Annotated in this window: 13 protein-coding genes; 10 read left to right on the forward strand and 3 right to left on the reverse strand. The window is 69.6% G+C overall.

Annotation, left to right across the window (positions count from 1 at the left end; translation table 11 throughout):
- Positions 1-4 precede the first annotated feature (4 nt).
- The 5 genes from QM809_RS06260 to QM809_RS06280 all read left to right on the forward strand — a co-directional run bounded on the left by QM809_RS06260 (position 5) and on the right by QM809_RS06280 (position 6,878).
- Positions 5-2,002 carry a hydantoinase B/oxoprolinase family protein gene (locus QM809_RS06260; protein WP_415044944.1) on the forward strand — a complete coding sequence of 666 codons (1,998 nt, stop codon included), beginning with the start codon at positions 5-7 and terminating at the stop codon, positions 2,000-2,002.
- A 359-nt stretch (positions 2,003-2,361) separates the two neighbouring features.
- The gene (locus tag QM809_RS06265) at positions 2,362-3,825 is read left to right on the forward strand and encodes an aldehyde dehydrogenase (RefSeq protein WP_415044945.1); all 1,464 of its coding nucleotides are present in this window, start codon (positions 2,362-2,364) and stop codon (positions 3,823-3,825) included.
- Between the two features lie 72 nt (positions 3,826-3,897).
- A complete protein-coding gene (locus tag QM809_RS06270) occupies positions 3,898-4,671 on the forward strand; it encodes an N-acyl homoserine lactonase family protein (RefSeq protein WP_415044946.1) in 774 nt (257 codons plus the stop codon).
- On the forward strand, positions 4,668-6,113 hold the full coding sequence (locus tag QM809_RS06275) for an MmgE/PrpD family protein (protein WP_415044947.1): 1,446 nt from the start codon (positions 4,668-4,670) through the stop codon (positions 6,111-6,113). Before QM809_RS06270 ends, QM809_RS06275 begins: the two co-directional genes overlap by 4 nt.
- 6 nt (positions 6,114-6,119) lie before the next feature.
- Positions 6,120-6,878, forward strand: a complete 759-nt coding sequence (locus QM809_RS06280; RefSeq protein WP_415044948.1) for an SDR family NAD(P)-dependent oxidoreductase — start codon at positions 6,120-6,122, stop codon at positions 6,876-6,878.
- Between the two features lie 48 nt (positions 6,879-6,926).
- Here the strand turns inward: QM809_RS06280 and QM809_RS06285 are convergent, their stop codons facing one another.
- Positions 6,927-7,862: a LysR family transcriptional regulator gene (locus tag QM809_RS06285; protein ID WP_415044949.1), complete on the reverse strand. Its 936-nt coding sequence runs from the start codon at positions 7,860-7,862 to the stop codon at positions 6,927-6,929.
- 370 nt (positions 7,863-8,232) lie between these two features.
- Here QM809_RS06285 and QM809_RS06290 point away from each other — a divergent pair, with 370 nt between their 5' ends.
- Complete coding sequence (locus tag QM809_RS06290; RefSeq protein WP_415044950.1) at positions 8,233-8,667, forward strand: nuclear transport factor 2 family protein; 435 nt, start codon at positions 8,233-8,235, stop codon at positions 8,665-8,667.
- Positions 8,668-9,156: 489 nt separating this feature from the next.
- On the forward strand, positions 9,157-10,665 hold the full coding sequence (locus QM809_RS06295; protein WP_415044951.1) for a helix-turn-helix domain-containing protein: 1,509 nt from the start codon (positions 9,157-9,159) through the stop codon (positions 10,663-10,665).
- 12 nt (positions 10,666-10,677) lie between these two features.
- On the opposite strand, the gene QM809_RS06300 is transcribed toward QM809_RS06295, so the two are convergent.
- On the reverse strand, positions 10,678-11,310 hold the full coding sequence (locus QM809_RS06300; protein ID WP_415044952.1) for an LpqN/LpqT family lipoprotein: 633 nt from the start codon (positions 11,308-11,310) through the stop codon (positions 10,678-10,680).
- Positions 11,311-11,527: 217 nt separating this feature from the next.
- On the opposite strand from QM809_RS06300, the gene QM809_RS06305 reads away from it, so the two are divergent.
- From QM809_RS06305 to QM809_RS06315, 3 genes are all read left to right on the forward strand, one after another.
- Positions 11,528-13,087 (forward strand): aldehyde dehydrogenase family protein, encoded by a 1,560-nt coding sequence (locus tag QM809_RS06305; protein ID WP_415044953.1) that lies wholly within the window; start codon positions 11,528-11,530, stop codon positions 13,085-13,087.
- A gap of 99 nt (positions 13,088-13,186) precedes the next feature.
- Entirely contained in the window at positions 13,187-13,423 is a 237-nt protein-coding gene (locus QM809_RS06310) for a putative quinol monooxygenase (RefSeq protein WP_415044954.1), read from the forward strand.
- Between the two features lie 270 nt (positions 13,424-13,693).
- On the forward strand, positions 13,694-15,157 hold the full coding sequence (locus QM809_RS06315; protein WP_415044955.1) for an aldehyde dehydrogenase family protein: 1,464 nt from the start codon (positions 13,694-13,696) through the stop codon (positions 15,155-15,157).
- Positions 15,158-15,267: 110 nt separating this feature from the next.
- Here the strand turns inward: QM809_RS06315 and QM809_RS06320 are convergent, their stop codons facing one another.
- Complete coding sequence (locus QM809_RS06320; protein WP_415047022.1) at positions 15,268-16,827, reverse strand: cation acetate symporter; 1,560 nt, start codon at positions 16,825-16,827, stop codon at positions 15,268-15,270.
- Position 16,828: the final 1 nt, after the last annotated feature.

Consider the following 16,828-nt stretch of genomic DNA (forward strand, 5'->3'; position numbering starts at 1 on the left):
GGACATGACCACCACCGAACTTCCGGGCATCGACCTCGGCACCCTGCTGCGCGACCTCTCCGACGAGGAGTTCGCGGCCCGTTACGACACCGACCGCTTCACCGCGAGCGTCGTCTCCAACCGGCTGCGCTATTCGGTGCAGCACGTGGTGACCGGGCTGCTGCACCGGGCGTTCTCGCCGATCATCGCGCTCTGCTACGACTTCGCGGCCTGCATTTGTGCACCGCCCGAACAGGGGTATGCGATGAGTGCCGTGACCAACGGTCTCACCGTGTTCCTGGGCGCCATGACCGATGCGGTCCGGGTGACCGTCGAGGAGTACGGCGTCGACCGCCTGGTCCCCGGCGACATGCTGATCTGCAACGACGTCTACCGGGTGGGCAACCACTACAACGACGTGCTGTTCGTGCAGCCGGTGTTCCACGACGGGCGGATCGTCGCCTTCATGGCGCTGCGGGCGCACCAGCTCGACGTCGGCGGCATGGTGCCGGGCGGCTACTCGGCGGTCAAGCACAACGTCTACGAGGACGGCCTCTCGATCAGCCCGCGGCTGCTGTACCACGCCGGCGAGCCGGTGCGCGAGACGTACTCGATGATCTTCGACAACGTCCGGATGGCCGAGACCATGCTGCCGGACTATCTGACCATCCGCGGCTGCTGCGAACTCGGCGAGAAGCTCATCGTCGAGACCATCGAGCACTACGGTCTCGACGCCTATCTCGGCAGCCTCCGCTACGCGAACGACTCCTCGGCCGAGGGCATGCGCGAGGCGATCCTGGCGCTGCCCGACGGCGACTACTCCGGGCAGGGGCGGCTGGACGCGGACGGCGTCGACGACACCGAGGACTACTTCGTCACACTGCTCCTGCGCAAGCGCGGGACCGACGTCGAAGTCGACTTCTCGGGTTCCTCACGCCAGGCGCGCACCTGCATCAACGCCGGCGCGCTGGACGTCAAGACCGCGGTGGGCGTCAGCCTGAAGATGATCTACTCGCCGGACAGCGAGTTCACCGCGGGCACCTTCCGCGACCTGGACGTCGTGGTGCCGCCCGGCTCCCTCACCTGCGCTCTCCCGCCCGACGGCGCGGTGTTCTGCTACTACGAGGTGCAGTCGCTGATCATGACGATCATGCTGCGCATCCTGGGGCCGGTCCTCGGCGACAACGGCTTCGGCGGCGACTTCGGCTCGACGTACGTGCACAACGCCAACGGGGTGAACCCCGACGGCGGTCAGTGGTTCTGCTCGGCGATGGCCGGCGCCGAGCACGGGCCCCGCGGCGCCTCGCATCTCGGTGACGGCGACGGGCACTCGTGCGCCTACATCTTCAATCTGATGGCGCCTGCCGCCGAGAACCTGGAGGCGGAGTTCCCCATCCGGATCATGCGCAAGGAGTACATCACCGACACCGCGGGGCCGGGTCGGCATCGCGGCGGCGCCGCCGTGGTCAAGGACGTGCTCTACAAGCAGAGCGGTCAACATCAGACCACCGTGCTGCGTTTTCGGGAGCCGTCCGGCGTCGGCGTGAACCACGGCGGCGACGGCGCCCAGGGCGGCGTGTGGATCTTCGACGAGGACGGCGGCCCGCTGGACGGCGCCTCGACCTTCAAAGGCACCGGGGTCGAGGACTACCGGGAGACGACGGCGGTGGCCGGCGTCTTCGACCCGGAGACCCGGGCCTGCGATCCGGACGGGAAGTACTTCTACTTCGGCCGGAACCCGATCTGGACCACCCGGCCCGGCGCCACCTGGCGTTACCTGACCAACGGCGGCGGAGGTTGGGGAGACCCGTTCACCCGCGACCCCGAAGCGGTCAAACGTGACGTCCGCGACGAGTACGTCTCGATCGAGGGTGCGGCGCGGGACTTCGGCGTCGTCGTCCAGGGGGATCCGCAGCGCGCGCCGGAGAAGCTGGTCGTCGACGAGGAGGCGACCCGGGCACTGCGTGCGCAGCGCATCGACCGCGCCGCCGCGGGGTCGATCCGCGTCCCGGACCGGCTCTAGAGGCCCCGAGCCGCGCGTCGAGTCGGGTGCGGGTGCTCCTCCGCTCCCTGAGCCGCACGCGAGCGCAGCGAGCCTGCGAGTCGAAGGGGCCGGCGATCGTTCTCGACCGGCCCCTCCGCAGGGCGATCTCGGCGCACGGCGTCGTTCCGGTTCCGGCCGGGGCGGCGCCGTGCGTCGTCGAACAGGGCTGTGAACTGCGGGTTTCGGGGAACGGAAGCATGCTTTCCCAACCATCAATTGACGTGATCCAGATCACGATGAAGCGTGGTGGGGGAGTGATCCGGGGCACCGACGAAGAGCGTCGTGGCCACTCGGATCGGGGCCGGCGAGTGCCGGACGAGTCCATGAGGAAGGCCGACGTGCGACACGACAACGAATCCCATTTCTTCATCGGCGGGCGATGGGTGCCCGCGTCGTCGGACGCCGCGTTCGACGTCGTCTCGCCGCTGGACGGCGAGACGGTCGGTCGTGCCGCACTCGGGGCCCGGGCCGACGTCGATGCGGCGGTCGCCGCGGCGCGGACGGCGTTCGACGAGGGGCCGTGGCCGCGGATGACGCTCGCCGAGCGCAGCGCGGTGCTGCAGCGGTTCCGCGACCTGCTCGCCGAGGAGACCGAGGAGATCGCGACGACGATCACCACCGAGATGGGGGTGCCGATCGCGCAGACCGTGCCCTCACAGGCGGGGGCGGCGCTCGCCCTGCTCGACGTGAACCTCGAACTCGCCCGGGAGTACCCCTGGGCGCGGCTGCGCCGCTCGCCGCTCGGCAACGCCTACGTGATGCGCCGCCCGATCGGCGTGGTCGCCGCGGTGATCCCGTGGAACGCCCCGCTCTCGGTCGGCATGCTGAAGCTGGCGCCCGCGCTCCTGACGGGCTGCGCGGTGATCCTCAAACCGTCGCCCGAGGCGCCGTTCAGCTCGAACCACCTGGCCGACCTCGCCGTCCGTGCGGGCCTGCCCGACGGCGTGCTGAACATCGTCACCGCCGACCGCGCCGAGAGCGAATACCTGGTGACCCACCCCGGTGTCGACAAGGTCTCGTTCACCGGTTCGTCCGCGGCCGGCCGCCGGATCGCCGCACTGTGCGGCGACGACCTCCGCCGGTACACCCTGGAACTGGGCGGCAAGTCGGCGGCGATCGTGCTCGACGACGCCGACCTCGGCGCCGCCGCGAAGGCGCTGCGTACCCTCTCGTTCCGCTACAACGGCCAGGCCTGCACCAACAAGACCCGCATCGTGGTGCCGCGCTCGATCCACGATCAGCTGGTCGACGCCCTGGTCGCCGAGATCTCCGACATCCGGGTGGGCGATCCGCTGGACCCGGCCACCGAACTCGGCCCGCTGGCCGCGGCCCGGCATCGTGAGCGCGTCGAGGGCTACATCCGGTCCGGCCGCGAGCAGGGCGCCGTCGTCGCGGTCGGCGGCGGCCGGCCCGAGGGTTTCGAGAACGGTCAGTTCGTCGACGCGACCCTGTTCACCGGCGTCACCAACGACATGGTGATCGCCCGGGAGGAGATCTTCGGGCCGGTGGTGGCCGTGATCGCCGTCGACGACGAGGACGAGGCCGTCCGCGTCGCCGACGACTCCGACTACGGCCTGTCCGGCGCGGTGTTCGGCGCCGACGCCGACCGCGCCTTCGCGGTGGCGCAGCGCCTGCGGACCGGCAGCGTCGAGGTCGACGGCGCGGGCACCGGATTCAAGGCGGCGCTCGGCGGCTTCAAGCACAGCGGCATCGGCCGGGAGGCCGGTCTCGAGGGCTTCGACGGCTTCGTCGAGATCACCTCGTTCGGCGTCTCGGGCGCCCTCGCCGACACCCTCGACTGATTCCGTGCGGCCGGCGGCCGCACGTCACTTCTCACCGTTTCCCCCCCACCGAGACAGAAAGCCGGTTCCGTCATGCCCGCACAACGCATCCTTCCGCTCCCCGGAGCCACGATCATCCTCGACAGCGGTCTCATCACCATGGGTACGCAGGGACCGCTCGCCGTGCCCATCCCGGTGTTCCTGATCGAGCACGAGCGCGGCCTGGTCCTCTTCGACACCGGTCTGGTGCCCGAGGCGTGGGACGACCCGCGCGCCGTCTACGGCGACCTGGTCGACATGTTCGCCCTCGAGTGCCCGCCGGAGAACACCCTGCAGAAGCAGATCGAAGCGGCCGGTTACACGCTGTCCGACGTGACCCACGTGGTGATCTCGCATTCGCACTTCGACCACACCGGCGGCATGTACCTGTTCCCGGACGCCCAGTTCTTCATGTCCGAGGTCGACATCCGCTACGCGATGTGGCCGGACAAGTACTTCGCCGGCTTCTACCGCGCCGCCGACTTCGAGCGCACCCGGAACTTCGCGTGGAATCCGTTGCGAGAGGATCTGGACCTGTTCGGCGACGGCTCGATCGTGCTGTACCAGACGCCGGGTCACACCCCCGGCGAGATCAGCCTGATGGTGGAGGTCCCGGATTCGGGTAAATACCTGATCACCGGCGACACCGTCCACCTGCGCTCGGGCGTCCAGTACGAGTGCCCGTGCCCGGTCGACTACAACGCGCACGAGGCGATCGTCTCGATCCAGCGGATCAAGCAGCTCGCCGCGGCGCAGGACGCGCGGATCTGGGTCCTCCACGATCCCGAGGACTGGGCCGAGCTCGGCTCGTCCGGGCCGATCTCGTGACGGCGGCCGCTCCGCGGACCGCGGCCACCACGGCCGAACTCGCCCGGCACGTCGCCGGGGTCGCCGCGACCCCGCCGACGGAGCACGACGTCGAGGCGCTGCGCCGACTGCTGCTGGACGACTTCCTCGTGTCGCTGTGGGGAGCCACGCGCCCGGTGACGGCGGAGGTCGCCGACTGGACGGCACGCTTCGCCGGCACCGGGTCGAGCCGGGTGCTCGGGCGCGACTGGGCGACCGAGTCGTCGATCGCCGCGCTCGTGCACGGCACCGCCGCGCACGCCTTCGAACTCGACGACACGCACAACGCCACCGCCAGTCATCCGGGATCGGTCGTCATGGCCGTCGCCCTCGCCGTGGCGGCCGAGCCCGGTCCGCCGGTCACCCGCGAGCAGTTCTTCCAGGCGATCACCGCGGGCTACGAGACGACGGCGCTGCTCGGGGAGGCGGCCGGCGGCATGGCCGTCGTCCACCGCGGTTTCCATCCGACGTCGCTGCTCGGCACCTACGGCGGAGCGACGACGGCGCTGACCCTCCGCCGTCTCCGCGCGGGGCGGAGCGTGGATGCGGTGCTGCTGGAGGAGGCGTGGGGGCACGCGCTCTCGCAGCCCTCGGGGTCGATGCAGTTCTCCGCCGAGGCCACCGGCGGCGAGGTGAAGCGGGTGCACGCCGGGCTCGGCGCGCACAACGCGATCCGGGCCGCCGACTTCGCCGCTCTGCCCGCGGTGACCGCCCCGTATCTCGCGGTGGAGGGCGTCTACGGGCTCGCGGCCTGCTTCGGCTCCGGTCCCGATCCGGTGCGTCTCGACCGCGGCCCGGCGATCCACCGGATCAGCCTGAAACCGTACTCGTGCTGCCGACTGTTCCACTCGACGATCGACGCGCTGCGCGAGGTGACCGACGCCTTCACGCTGGCGCCCGAGGACGTGGCCGACGTGCTGGTCACCGGTCCGCGGCTGATCGCCGAACAGCACCTGACCCCGGCGGACTCCTCGATGACCGCGCAGTACAGCTGCCCGTTCGTGGTGGCGGCGACCCTCGCGCACGGACCCGAGGCCTATCACGCGTACGCCGAGGAGAACCTCGGCGATCCGGTGGTCCGGCGACTGATGGAGAAGGTCCGGTTCGAGGTGGACCCGGAGATGGAGGCCGCCTACTACCCGGAGCACTTCGCCACCGCGGTCCGTCTGGAGCTGACCGACGGCACGGTGCGCACCGCACTGGTCGCCGACAGCATCGGCACCGCCGAACGGCCGATGACGGTCGAGCACATCCTGGCCAAGGCCGCGGGTCTGGCCGATGCCGGAGCGGACGGGTGCGGCCCCCGGCTGCGGGCCGTCCTGTGGGATCACGGCTCCGGACCACAGCAGTACGCGGAGGCTCTGGCGGCCGAAGCGAACAGGATCGGTGCGGCGCAGGGCGCCCGCGCCGTCGACGAAAGGTAAGAAGACATGGCACGACTCGAAGGAAAGGTCGCCCTCCTCACCGGTGCGGCCTCGGGGATGGGCGCCGCCGGCGCCCGGCGCTTCGCCGAAGAGGGCGCCCGGGTGGCCGTCACCGACATCCGGCTCGACGCGGCGCAGGCCGTCGTCGACGAGATCCGGGCGGCCGGCGGCGAGGCGAACGCGTACCAGCACGACGTCACCTCCAAACAGGCCTGGGATACGACCGTCGCCGCGGTCGCCGCCGATTTCGGGAAGCTGAACATCCTGGTCAACAACGCGGGCCTGCCCGGCCACCCGGAGACCTGGGACGAGGCGAAGATCGACGACTTCGAGAAGCTGATCTCGCTCAACGTCTACGCCCAGTTCTACGGGATCCAGGCGGTGCTGCCGCAGTTCGACGCGGCCGGCGGCGGAACGATCGTCAACATGTCGTCGATCGCCGGCATCATCGTGTGGCCCGACCTGCACCCGGCGTACGGCGCGTCGAAGGGCGCCAACCGGATCCTGAGCAAGAACGCGGCGGTGGACCTGGCCAAGCGGAACATCCGCGTCAACTCGGTGCACCCGGGCATCATCCACACCCCGCAGAGCGACTACCTGGTGTCGAACCCGGATGTCATGGCCCGGCTGCTGCCCGCCATCCCGATGGGCCGTGTCGGACGACCGGAAGAGGTCGCGAACCTGGTGCTGTTCCTGGCCGGTGACGAGTCCTCGTACATCACCGGTCAGGAGTTCAACATCGACGGCGGCTACACGACCATCTGACGACGAGCGCCGCGGTCGTGCCGCGACCCGGGGCGGGGCACCTCCGGTTCAGGCGTCCGCGTCCGGCCGGAGGCGCCTTCGCGCCTCCCGGTGCAGGAGGGTCAGGAAACCCCGGACGGCCGGACCCGGCATCCGGCCGTTCCGGGTCGTCACGCTGACCTGCCGGACCGCCCACGGGTCGCTGATCGAGAGCACCGTCATCTCGTCGTCGGCGGCCTGGGTCGGAGTCTTGGCGGGCACGATCGTCACGCCGAGCCCGGCCCGGACCATGCCGAGCGCCACCTCGCCGGTGCGCACCACGTGTCGGCACGGGTCGTCGAACCCGGACCGGCGGGCGACCGCCTCGAACACCGGCGCCGTCGTATGGGTGGCGACCAGTCCGACGTCGGCCAACTGTCGGAACGAGACCGTCGTCTCCCCGGCGAGCCGGTGCCCCCGTGGGACCACCGCGACCAGGGGCTCGGCGTACAGCGGCCGCACGGCGCCGGTGGTCGCCGCCGGGTCGCCGATGCCGGCGAACACGCCGACGTCGCTGTGCCCGGAGGCGACCAGTTCGGGGACGTCGGAGTTGTCGACCTCGTTCAGGGTGAGATCGGCGAACGGCCGGTCGGCGAGGAAGGCGCTGACGGTGGGCGCGATCAGATCGGCGATCGTCGAGTGCCCGGCCGACACCGTGAGGGCGTCGTCGGCCCGGTCGGCCAGGGTCGCCAGTTCGTCGTGCAGGTCGTCGAGTTCGCCGAGCACCGTCCGCGCGTAGCCGACCAGCACCTCGCCGGCCTCGGTCGGCACCACCCCGGCACGACCGCGCTGAAGCAGCGGCATGCCGACCATCTCTTCGAGAGCCTGGATCCGTTTGGTCGCCGTCGACGCGGCGATGTGCTCGCGGGCCGCCGCCCGGCCGATCTGCTGCTCCTCGACGGCGGAGACGAACAGCCGGAGGCTGAAGACGTCGATCTGCCGCACCATGTGCAGACGACCGGTCATGTCGTGGCTCCTTCGCCGTGGCCGCCGATCTCGCTCGGAGTACCGCTGCAGACGTTACGAGTCCGGCATCGCCTGCTCAATTGAAATCATGGCAATCCCCGATTCGGGCGGGCCGAATGAGGACGCGGGCGGGGAGCGGTGCGGCGGTGCGGGGGCGAGGTCGCACCCTTGTGGCATTTTCTGAAAGATGTTAGAAGCGTGGAGGTGGCCCGCATCACGTCGACGGCCGACATGCTTCGGCGATGTCACGTGCGGGCTCCGCGCCGGCGGGCACGCAGACGCCGGCGTCCACCACGTCCGGCCGTCTCCGGCGGGCGTGGAGATCGGATCCGGAACGCGGATCGCACAACCGTGGAAAGCAGGGAATCACATGGCCTCTGAAGCCGAGATCCAATGGGCGGTCGACGTCGCCGAGATCAAGCAGCTGATGTCGAAGTACTGCCGGGGCATCGACAGGCACGACGAAGAGCTCTTCATGAGCATCTGGTCCGACGATGCCGAGTACATCCTCCCGCGCGGTGAGGGCACGGGCATCGACGGAGTCCGAGACCTGGTCCGCAAGGTGTGGACCCAGGTCGCGCGGTGTCACCATCACATCACCAACCCGATCATCGAGACCGACGGCGATACCGCGTCGGCGACGACCGACGTGTTCTACTTCCGGCTCACCGCCGACGGGGTGAACTGTCTCCTGTCCGGCGGTTACTCGTTCGAGTTCGTCCGGGTCGACGGGGACTGGAAGGTGCGTCGACTGGAGTTCCACTCCTTCGTCACGACGACGCCGGTGTTCGCGGAGAATCCCTGACCGGCCCGGCTCGGGGCGCCGTCCGCGGACCGGCGGCTCCGGAGCTCTCGTGAGGTGCTCGAACCGGGCGCTGATCTCAGGCGCGTGAACTCGGCACTCGTCGTGGGCGTCGAGTTCGGGCGGGTCCGTCTCGTGGTTCTCCGGTGCGGGGTCGGCCGGACGGGGGCGGCCGCCCGGCTTCCGGGTGTTCTGGATCCTGGACACGTCGTGTCCAAAAATCTGGACACCTCGCCGTCGCCTGCGTTCGTAAGGTGAGTTATCGAGAGGGTCGCCCTGTCCGGAAGGCTCTTGCGGGGAACGGGCTCGCAAGGATGTCCGACCGTGGATTCGTCGGTGCAGTCCAGCGACGGTCCGAGTACATGCAGGGCGCCGAGAGAGAGGTGTTCTGTATTGCGAAACGGTGAGATTCAGCAGGTACGGTTGCGCCGAGACGCACGAGGGATCGAGGCGGCGCGGGTACGCACCCACCGGTACGGAGTGCTGAAAGGTGTGGCGCCGCAGAACGAGGCCCGACTGGTGGCCGCGGACGGGCCGCTGGCCCGGGCCGTCGCCCCGGTGTTCGACAAGGCGCACACCGTCTTCGACGGTGCGCCACTGGGTTTCCTCGTGGCCGATGCGCACGCGCGGGTGCTGCAGGTCGGGCATGCCGCACAGCATGTGCGCGATGCGATCGATGAGCGGGGCATCACCATGGGGACGCATTTGTCGGAGTCGAAGGTCGGCACCAACGGGGTCGGCACCGTCCTCGAGACGAGGACTCCGATGCTCATCAGCGGAGACGAACACCAGATGGAGATCCTCAAGTACTTCACCTGTTTCGGGCATCCGATCACCCACCCGCTGACCCGGCGGATCGAGGGCGTGGTGGACGTCGGCGGTGCCGCAGACGAGGATCCGCGCTATTACGGGCCGATCGCCCGGGCTCTGGCGATGGAGATCGAGGAGCGGCTGCTCGACAACTCTCCCGCCTCGCAGCGGCGTCTGATGACCGCCTTCCAGCGGGCGACCCGGCCCAAGACCCGCCCGGTGATGGTGCTCGGCGAGGGGATGGTGCTGGCGACGCAGACGGCGCTCGATCAACTGCAGCCCACCGACCACGCGGCCGTGCGGGCCTGGGTGGAGTCGGTGGGCGGCCGCGCCGACGGCAGCCACCGGATCCGGCTCGAATCCGGCAGGCAGATGGAACTCGAGTGTTTCCCGGTGGAGGGCACCGCCGGCATGGTCGTCGACCTGGTCCAGGTGGTCGACGGGCACGCGCTCGACGACGTACCCGCGGTACGCGGCTGGCCGATGCTGATCGCAGGAGAACCGGGCAGCGGACGGACGACGGCGGCGCGGGCGGCCGCGGGGCCGTCGGCCGAGACGTTCGACGCCGCCGATGCGGCGCTGTCCGGTGAGAAGGGCTGGGTGGCCGAACTCGGGCGCACGTTGAGCCGGGAGGGGGCGGCCGTGATCATCGAGAACGCCCAGGTGCTCGCCGACACCTCGCTGCTCTGCCTCGTCCGCCATGTCGCGCAGTCGCCGCGGAAGGTGGTGCTCACGGTCGCCGTCGGAGACCGGGTGCCCGACATCCACCCGGCGCTGCTGTCGGTGTGCGACGAACGTGAGGACCTGGTTCCGCTGCGGCTCCGACCCGAGGACATCCCGCGGCTGGTCCGCGAGATGCTGGCCGAGGAGGCGGCGACGAAACACGTCCGGGTCACCGAGCAGAGTCTGCGGGTCCTGGCGGCGCAACGCTGGCCGGGGAACCTGGCCGAACTGCGGCACGTGGTGCGGGCGATGGCCAGGGCCCGTTCCGCGGGCGACATCGTGCCCGCTGATCTGCCGCCCGCGTACCGGGAGTCCGGCCCCGATCTGTCGCCGATCCGCAGCGCCGAGCGCGATGTGATCGTGGCGGCGATCGAGGCGGCCGGCGGAAGCAAGAGCAAGGCGGCGCGTTCGCTCGGGGTCAGCCGATCGACGCTGTACAACAGGTTGCGCGCGCTCGGCGTCCACTGACGGCCCGGGCGTCTACGGGGCGGTCACCTGGATGTCGTCGAACATGGCCTCGATGTCGTTCCGGTAGTTCGGGGCGTCCTCGCGCGAGCTCTGCGCCGTCAGCACCACCGAATACGCAGTGTTCGGGCCGGTCGGCACGACGACGATCCGGGACCGTACCGTGCGGGTGGGCGCGTTCGGATGGACGGCCGCCCGATAGTCGAACGTGTACTCGTCGAATCCGCACACGGTGCCGCGTCGGCCTGCGGGTCTCTCGATCCGGAGCAGGGTCGTGAGCTGGCTGAGTTCGTTGTCGATGATCGTGTCGAAGTCGCCCGCCGACGGTGTCGAGGTCACCACGAGGGTGGGGGAGAATCCGCTCTCGGCGAGCGAGGGGTTCACCACGGTCAGGCGGATCGACCCCGACTCGCTCTGGGTCATGCGGGACCACCCGGGGCGCGCCGGGAGCGCGATGCCGGGCTGACCCGCGAGGGGGGTCGCGGAGAGCAGGTTGCCCCGGACCGGGGCGCATCCGCTGGTCGACGTCGCCCCGGACGAGGTCCCGCTCGTCGGGCCTGCGGTGTCGTCGGAGTCGGAACAGGCGGCAGCGGCGAAGACGAGGACGGTCGCGGTGGCGGCGGTGAGGATGCCGCGCGGAAGGGTCATGTCCAAAACAATACCGTATATCCGGATTTTATAGCGCCGTCGTTCTCGTCACGTGGTGATCGGGAACGACGGCGCCGTACCGCTCGAAGCGTCCAGGATTCTGAACATCCCCGGTCGTCGGCGTGTCCATACGCTGGAAGGCGGGACACGATGGAGAGCCGGATCACATTCCATCGGGGAGCGGTTCGGCATCTCTCGACGAAGAAGGATGGACGACATGACCGAGACGAGCATCAGCGCGTCGGAAGGCCCCGCGATCGACCGGGACGGAGTCCCGCACTACCGCCTCTGGATCGGTGGGCGATGGGTCGACTCCGCGGAGTCGATCGACGTGATCGACCCGGCGACCGAGGGCGTGGTCTGCACCGTCGCCCGCGCCGACCCGAGTCACGCCGATGCCGCCGTCGCCGCGGCCAAGGCCGTCCACGAGGGCGGGGTCTGGCGCGGCATGGCGCCGCTGGAACGCGTCGCGGTGTTCGAGCGCGCGGCCGGCGTCCTCGCCGCCCGGATGGACGAGTTGACCCTCCTCGGTTCACGGGAGACGGGCATGCCGCTGCGCGTCGCCGGGGCGATCGGCGTGGGCTTTCCGCTGGTGCACCTGCAGCACTACATCGAGCAGGGGCGCAACTACGTCTGGGAGAAGCCGACCCCGATCGGCGGCCAGGTGCTGCACGCGGGCATCCAGCGCAAGGAGCCGCTCGGTGTCTGCGTAGGCATCGTGCCGTGGAACTTCCCCGCGCTGATCGCCGTGTGGAAGGCCGTGCCCGCGCTCATCGCCGGCAACACGGTGGTCCTCAAGACCGACGAGCAGACGCCGATCTTCGCGCTCGAGTTCGCCGCCGTGCTGGCCGAGGCCGGCCTGCCCGCAGGGGCGTTGAACGTGGTCGTGGGCGACGGCCCGAACGTCGGCGGACGACTGGTGAAGCACCCGGACGTGCGGCTGGTCTCGTTCACCGGTTCCACCGCGACCGGCCGCCAGGTGATGGCCGATGCGTCCGGCAACGTCAAGCGCGTCCTGCTCGAGCTCGGCGGGAAGGGCCCGAACATCGTCCTCGACGACGCCGACCTCGACGCCGCGGTCGACGGCTCGATCTACGCCTTCCTGCTGCACGCCGGACAGGCCTGCGAGTCGGGCACCCGGCTGCTGCTGCCGTCGTCGCTGCACGACGAGTTCGTCGAGCGCCTGAAGGCCCGCATCGCCACGCTCAAGATCGGCGATCCACAGGATCCGTCCACCGACATCGGTGCGGTGATGAGCAGGACCCAGCAGGAGCGGATCCTCGGCTACATCGAGAAGGGCCGGGAGGCCGGCGCCACGGTCGTCGTCGGCGGCGGCGTGCCGCAGGGCGAAGAGTACGAGAAGGGGTTCTGGGTGGAGCCGACGGTGTTCGTCGACGTCGAGCCGCACCACTGCATCGCCCGCGAGGAGATCTTCGGCCCGGTGCTCTCGGTCCTGAAGTACGACTCGATCGACGAGGCCGTCGCGATCGCCAACGACTCGGAGTACGGACTCGCCGGCGCCGTGTGGGGTCGGGACGTGGACCGTGCGCTGAGCGTCGCGAACCGGATCGAGACCGGGTCGGTCTGGATCAACGACTACCACAACATCGACGCTCATCTGCCCTTCGGCGGCGCCAAGCAGAGCGGCATCGGGCACGAGCTCGGTGAGGACACGCTCAACGAGTTCCTGCAGAGCAAGTCGATCACCGTCGACCTGTCCGGCGACGTCGCCAAGCGCGCCTACGGCTTGGTGCTCGGCACCCCGCCGAACGCCTGAGCCGACAGCGTATCCGACCTGAGAGGAATGAGGAGAAGACGATGGCGACGATGGTGACGATCGACATGGTGGCCGCAGAAGGCGGCTACGACGACCTGCGTGCGTGGTATCTTCGAGAACATCTCGTTCACCCGGGGATTTCCGGGTAACAGTGCGATTCTGACGACCCGGGAGATCGAGAACCCCGACCACATCCGGTTCGTCGAGATCTGGGATTCCGCCGAGGACTTCTCGAAGTACATCGAGAAGCAGACCGAGCGGGGCGTGATCGAGGAGCTGCTGGCGCTGACCGCCGCGGAGCCGGTGTTCGAGTTCTACGAGTTCATCGGCGTCTGAGAGACGTCGCACCCGGGGTCGACGGGCGCCCCGGTGTGCGCGAGCGGAGGGCCGGGCGGATACGGATCCGCCCGGCCTCTCTCGCCTCGCCCGGCGGAACACGGCCGACCTTCTCGTCACGGTGTGAACGATTCGAACACCCCGAATCGGGGCTTCGGAAAACCGCAGGAGAAACGGCGTCGATCCCGGTCGAAATCCGATTAGCGTGAAGAAATCTAGAATTCTCGTGCGCCGGAGAAGCCGCGAGCGACTGCGAAAGAGAGCGATTCGATGGTGAATCCGAGTGCTGCCCGAATCTACGTCGACGGCCGGTTCGACGACGGTGCCGGGGAGGAGATCGTCACGGTGGCACCCGCCACCGGGCAGGCGATCGCGACCTCTCGCTCGGCCTCGCCGGAACAGGTGGAACGGGCCGTCGCGGGAGCGCGCCGCGCCTTCGACACCGGCGCCTGGTCGAAGGTCGGGCCCGCCGAGCGAAGTGCGCTCCTGCACCGGCTGGCCGATCTGATGGAGCGTGACCGGGACCTGATCGCCGAACTGGCCGCGCACGAACTCGGCACCCCGGTCACCACCGGCGGACCGCAGCACGTCGACCTGCCTCTCTCGTTCCTGCGCTGGTTCGCCGACGCCGCCGAGCGCGGCCCGCGCGACGGGTACGAGGAGCCGATGACGATGTTCCCGGGGCCGCCGGTCACCACCGGCAGCATGCTCCTGCGTGAACCGATCGGCGTGGTCGCCGCGATCACCGCCTACAACGTGCCCACCTTCATGGCCTGTCTCAAGCTCGGCGGCGCTCTCGCCGCGGGATGCTCGACGATGCCGCTGACCTCGCCCAAATCGGTGCTGCTGTCCACCAAGTTCGTGGAACTGATCGACGAGGCCGGTTTCCCGGAGGGCGCGGTGAACTTCGTGTACGGCCCGCCTTCGGTCACCGAACAGGTGGTGTCGCACCCGGCCGTGGACATGGTGAGCTTCACCGGTTCACCGCAGGTCGGTGCCCGGATCTCCGAACTGGCGGCCCCGACCATCAAGAAGGTGGTGCTGGAGCTCGGTGGAAAGTTGCCGAACATCCTGCTGCCGGGCGTCGAGGTCGGTCCCACCGTCGCGGCGTCGTCGTTGCGTTTCACCCGCAACAGCGGGCAGGCCTGCGGGGCCACCACCCGCACCTTCGTCCCGAACGACAAGGTCGACGAGTTCGTCGAGGCCTCCCGCGAATTCCTCGCGACCCTCCCGCTCGGCGACCCGTTCGATCCGGCGACGCTCCTCGGTCCGCTGATCACCGCCGAGCATCGGGATCGCGTGGAGGGGTACCTCACCCGGGCGCGGGAGGCCGGCGGAGCGATCCCGGTCGGCGGCGGTCGGCCCGCGGGCCTCGACGGCTTCTTCCTGGATGCCACGCTGGTGACCGGCCTGCCCAACTCCTCGGAGATCGCCCAGGAGGAGCTGTTCGCCCCGGTCGGGATGGTGATCGGCTACGACACGATCGACGAGGCGATCGCCGAGGCCAACAACAGCAGGTACGCGCTGAACGCGAACGTGTGGGGCCCGATCCCCGAGGCCGTCGCCGTCGCCCGCCGGATCCGTTCGGGCACCGTCGCCGTCAACGGCGGCGGCCCCATGCGCCCGGACGCGCCGTGGGGCGGTCCGGCGTTCAGCGGCATCGGGCGCGAGGGCGGCGAAGAGGGATTCCGCGAGTTCTTCGAGGTGAAGCACGTGCAGTGGCCGCTGGTCTGAGCGGATCGGTCCGGCCCCGCCGGGAGAGACGTCGGGCGACAGAACACGGCGCCGTCGTTCCCGATCATCACGTGACGGGGACGACGGCGCCGTGCCGTGCCGGTCGGCTCTCAGTGCGAGACGGCCTTCTCCGCGCCGACGCCGGTGAGGGAGCGGACCTCCATCTCGGCGCGGCGGGCGACGTCGGGCTTCTCCTTCGACGTCAGGGTGCCGAGGATACCGAGGAGGAATGCCGCCGGGACGGACACCAGGCCCGGGTTCGCCAGCGGGAACCACGCGAAGTCCATGTTCGGGAGCATGGAGTTCGCCTTGCCTGAGACGGCGGGGGAGAACACGATCAGGACCAGCGTGATCGAGAGGCCGCCGTACATGCTGAACAGTGCGCCGCGGGTGTTGAACCGCTTCCAGAACAGCGAGAACAGGATGGTCGGCAGGTTCGCCGAGGCGGCGACGGCGAAGGCCAGCGCCACCAGGAAGGCGATGTTCTGGTCCTTGGCGAGGATGCCCAGGACGATGCCGATGAGGCCGAGCACGATCACGGTGTAACGCGAGACCCGGACCTGCTCCTCCTCGGAGGCGCCGTTCTTCTTGATCACCGACGCGTAGATGTCGTGGGCGAACGACGCCGAGGCGGTGATCGCCAGACCGGCGACGACGGCCAGGATGGTCGCGAACGCCACGCCCGCGATCAGTCCGAGCAGCACCTCGCCGCCGAGGTGCAGGGCCAGCAGCGGGGCGGCGGCGTTCTGCTTGCCGGGGGCGGCGAGGATGGTCTCCGGGCCCACCAGCGCCGCGGCGCCGTAGCCGAGGACCAGGGTGAACAGGTAGAACGCGCCGATCAGGCCGATGGCCCACACCACGGACTTACGGGCCTCCTTGGCGGTGGGGACCGTGTAGAAACGCATGAGGACGTGCGGCAGGCCCGCGGTGCCGAGCACCAGGGCGATACCCAGCGAGATCAGGTTCCACTTCGAGGTGATGTCCACGCCGTACTGGGCGCCCGGCGCCAGGATGTCGGTGGTGGTGCGTTCCTGAGCCATGCCGAGCAGCTTCGAGATGTTGAAGCCGACGCCGTCGGAGAACAGCACCCAGAGCGTCATGACCGCGGCGCCGGTGATCAGCAGGACGGCCTTGATGATCTGTACCCACGTGGTGCCCTTCATTCCGCCGATGAGGACGTAGACGATCATGAGCAGGCCGACGATGGTGATCACCACGGCCTGACCGATGTCGCTCTTGATGTTCAGCAGCAGGGCGACCAGCGCGCCCGCGCCGGCCATCTGGGCCAGCAGGTAGAAGATCGAGACCGTCAGCGTGTTGATCGACGCGGCCAGGCGGACCGGACGCTGCTTGAGGCGGAAACTCAGGACGTCGGCCATGGTGAACTTGCCGGTGTTGCGCAGCAGTTCGGCCACCAGCAGGAGGGCGACGAGCCAGGCGACCAGGAAGCCGATCGAGTAGAGGAAGCCGTCGTAGCCGTAGATGGCGATGGCGCCCGCGATGCCCAGGAAGCTGGCGGCCGACAGGTAGTCGCCGGCGATGGCGATGCCGTTCTGGGTGCCGGAGAAGCCGCGGCTGCCGGTGAAGAACTCCGAGGCGCTGGAGGTGCCCGCGCGGCTGACCTTGATGACCACGAGCAGGGTCACGATCACGAAGGCCACGAAGATCATG

It is taken from the genome of Gordonia sp. (in: high G+C Gram-positive bacteria) (assembly GCF_047600385.1).
Taxonomy (GTDB): Bacteria; Actinomycetota; Actinomycetes; order Mycobacteriales; family Mycobacteriaceae; genus Gordonia.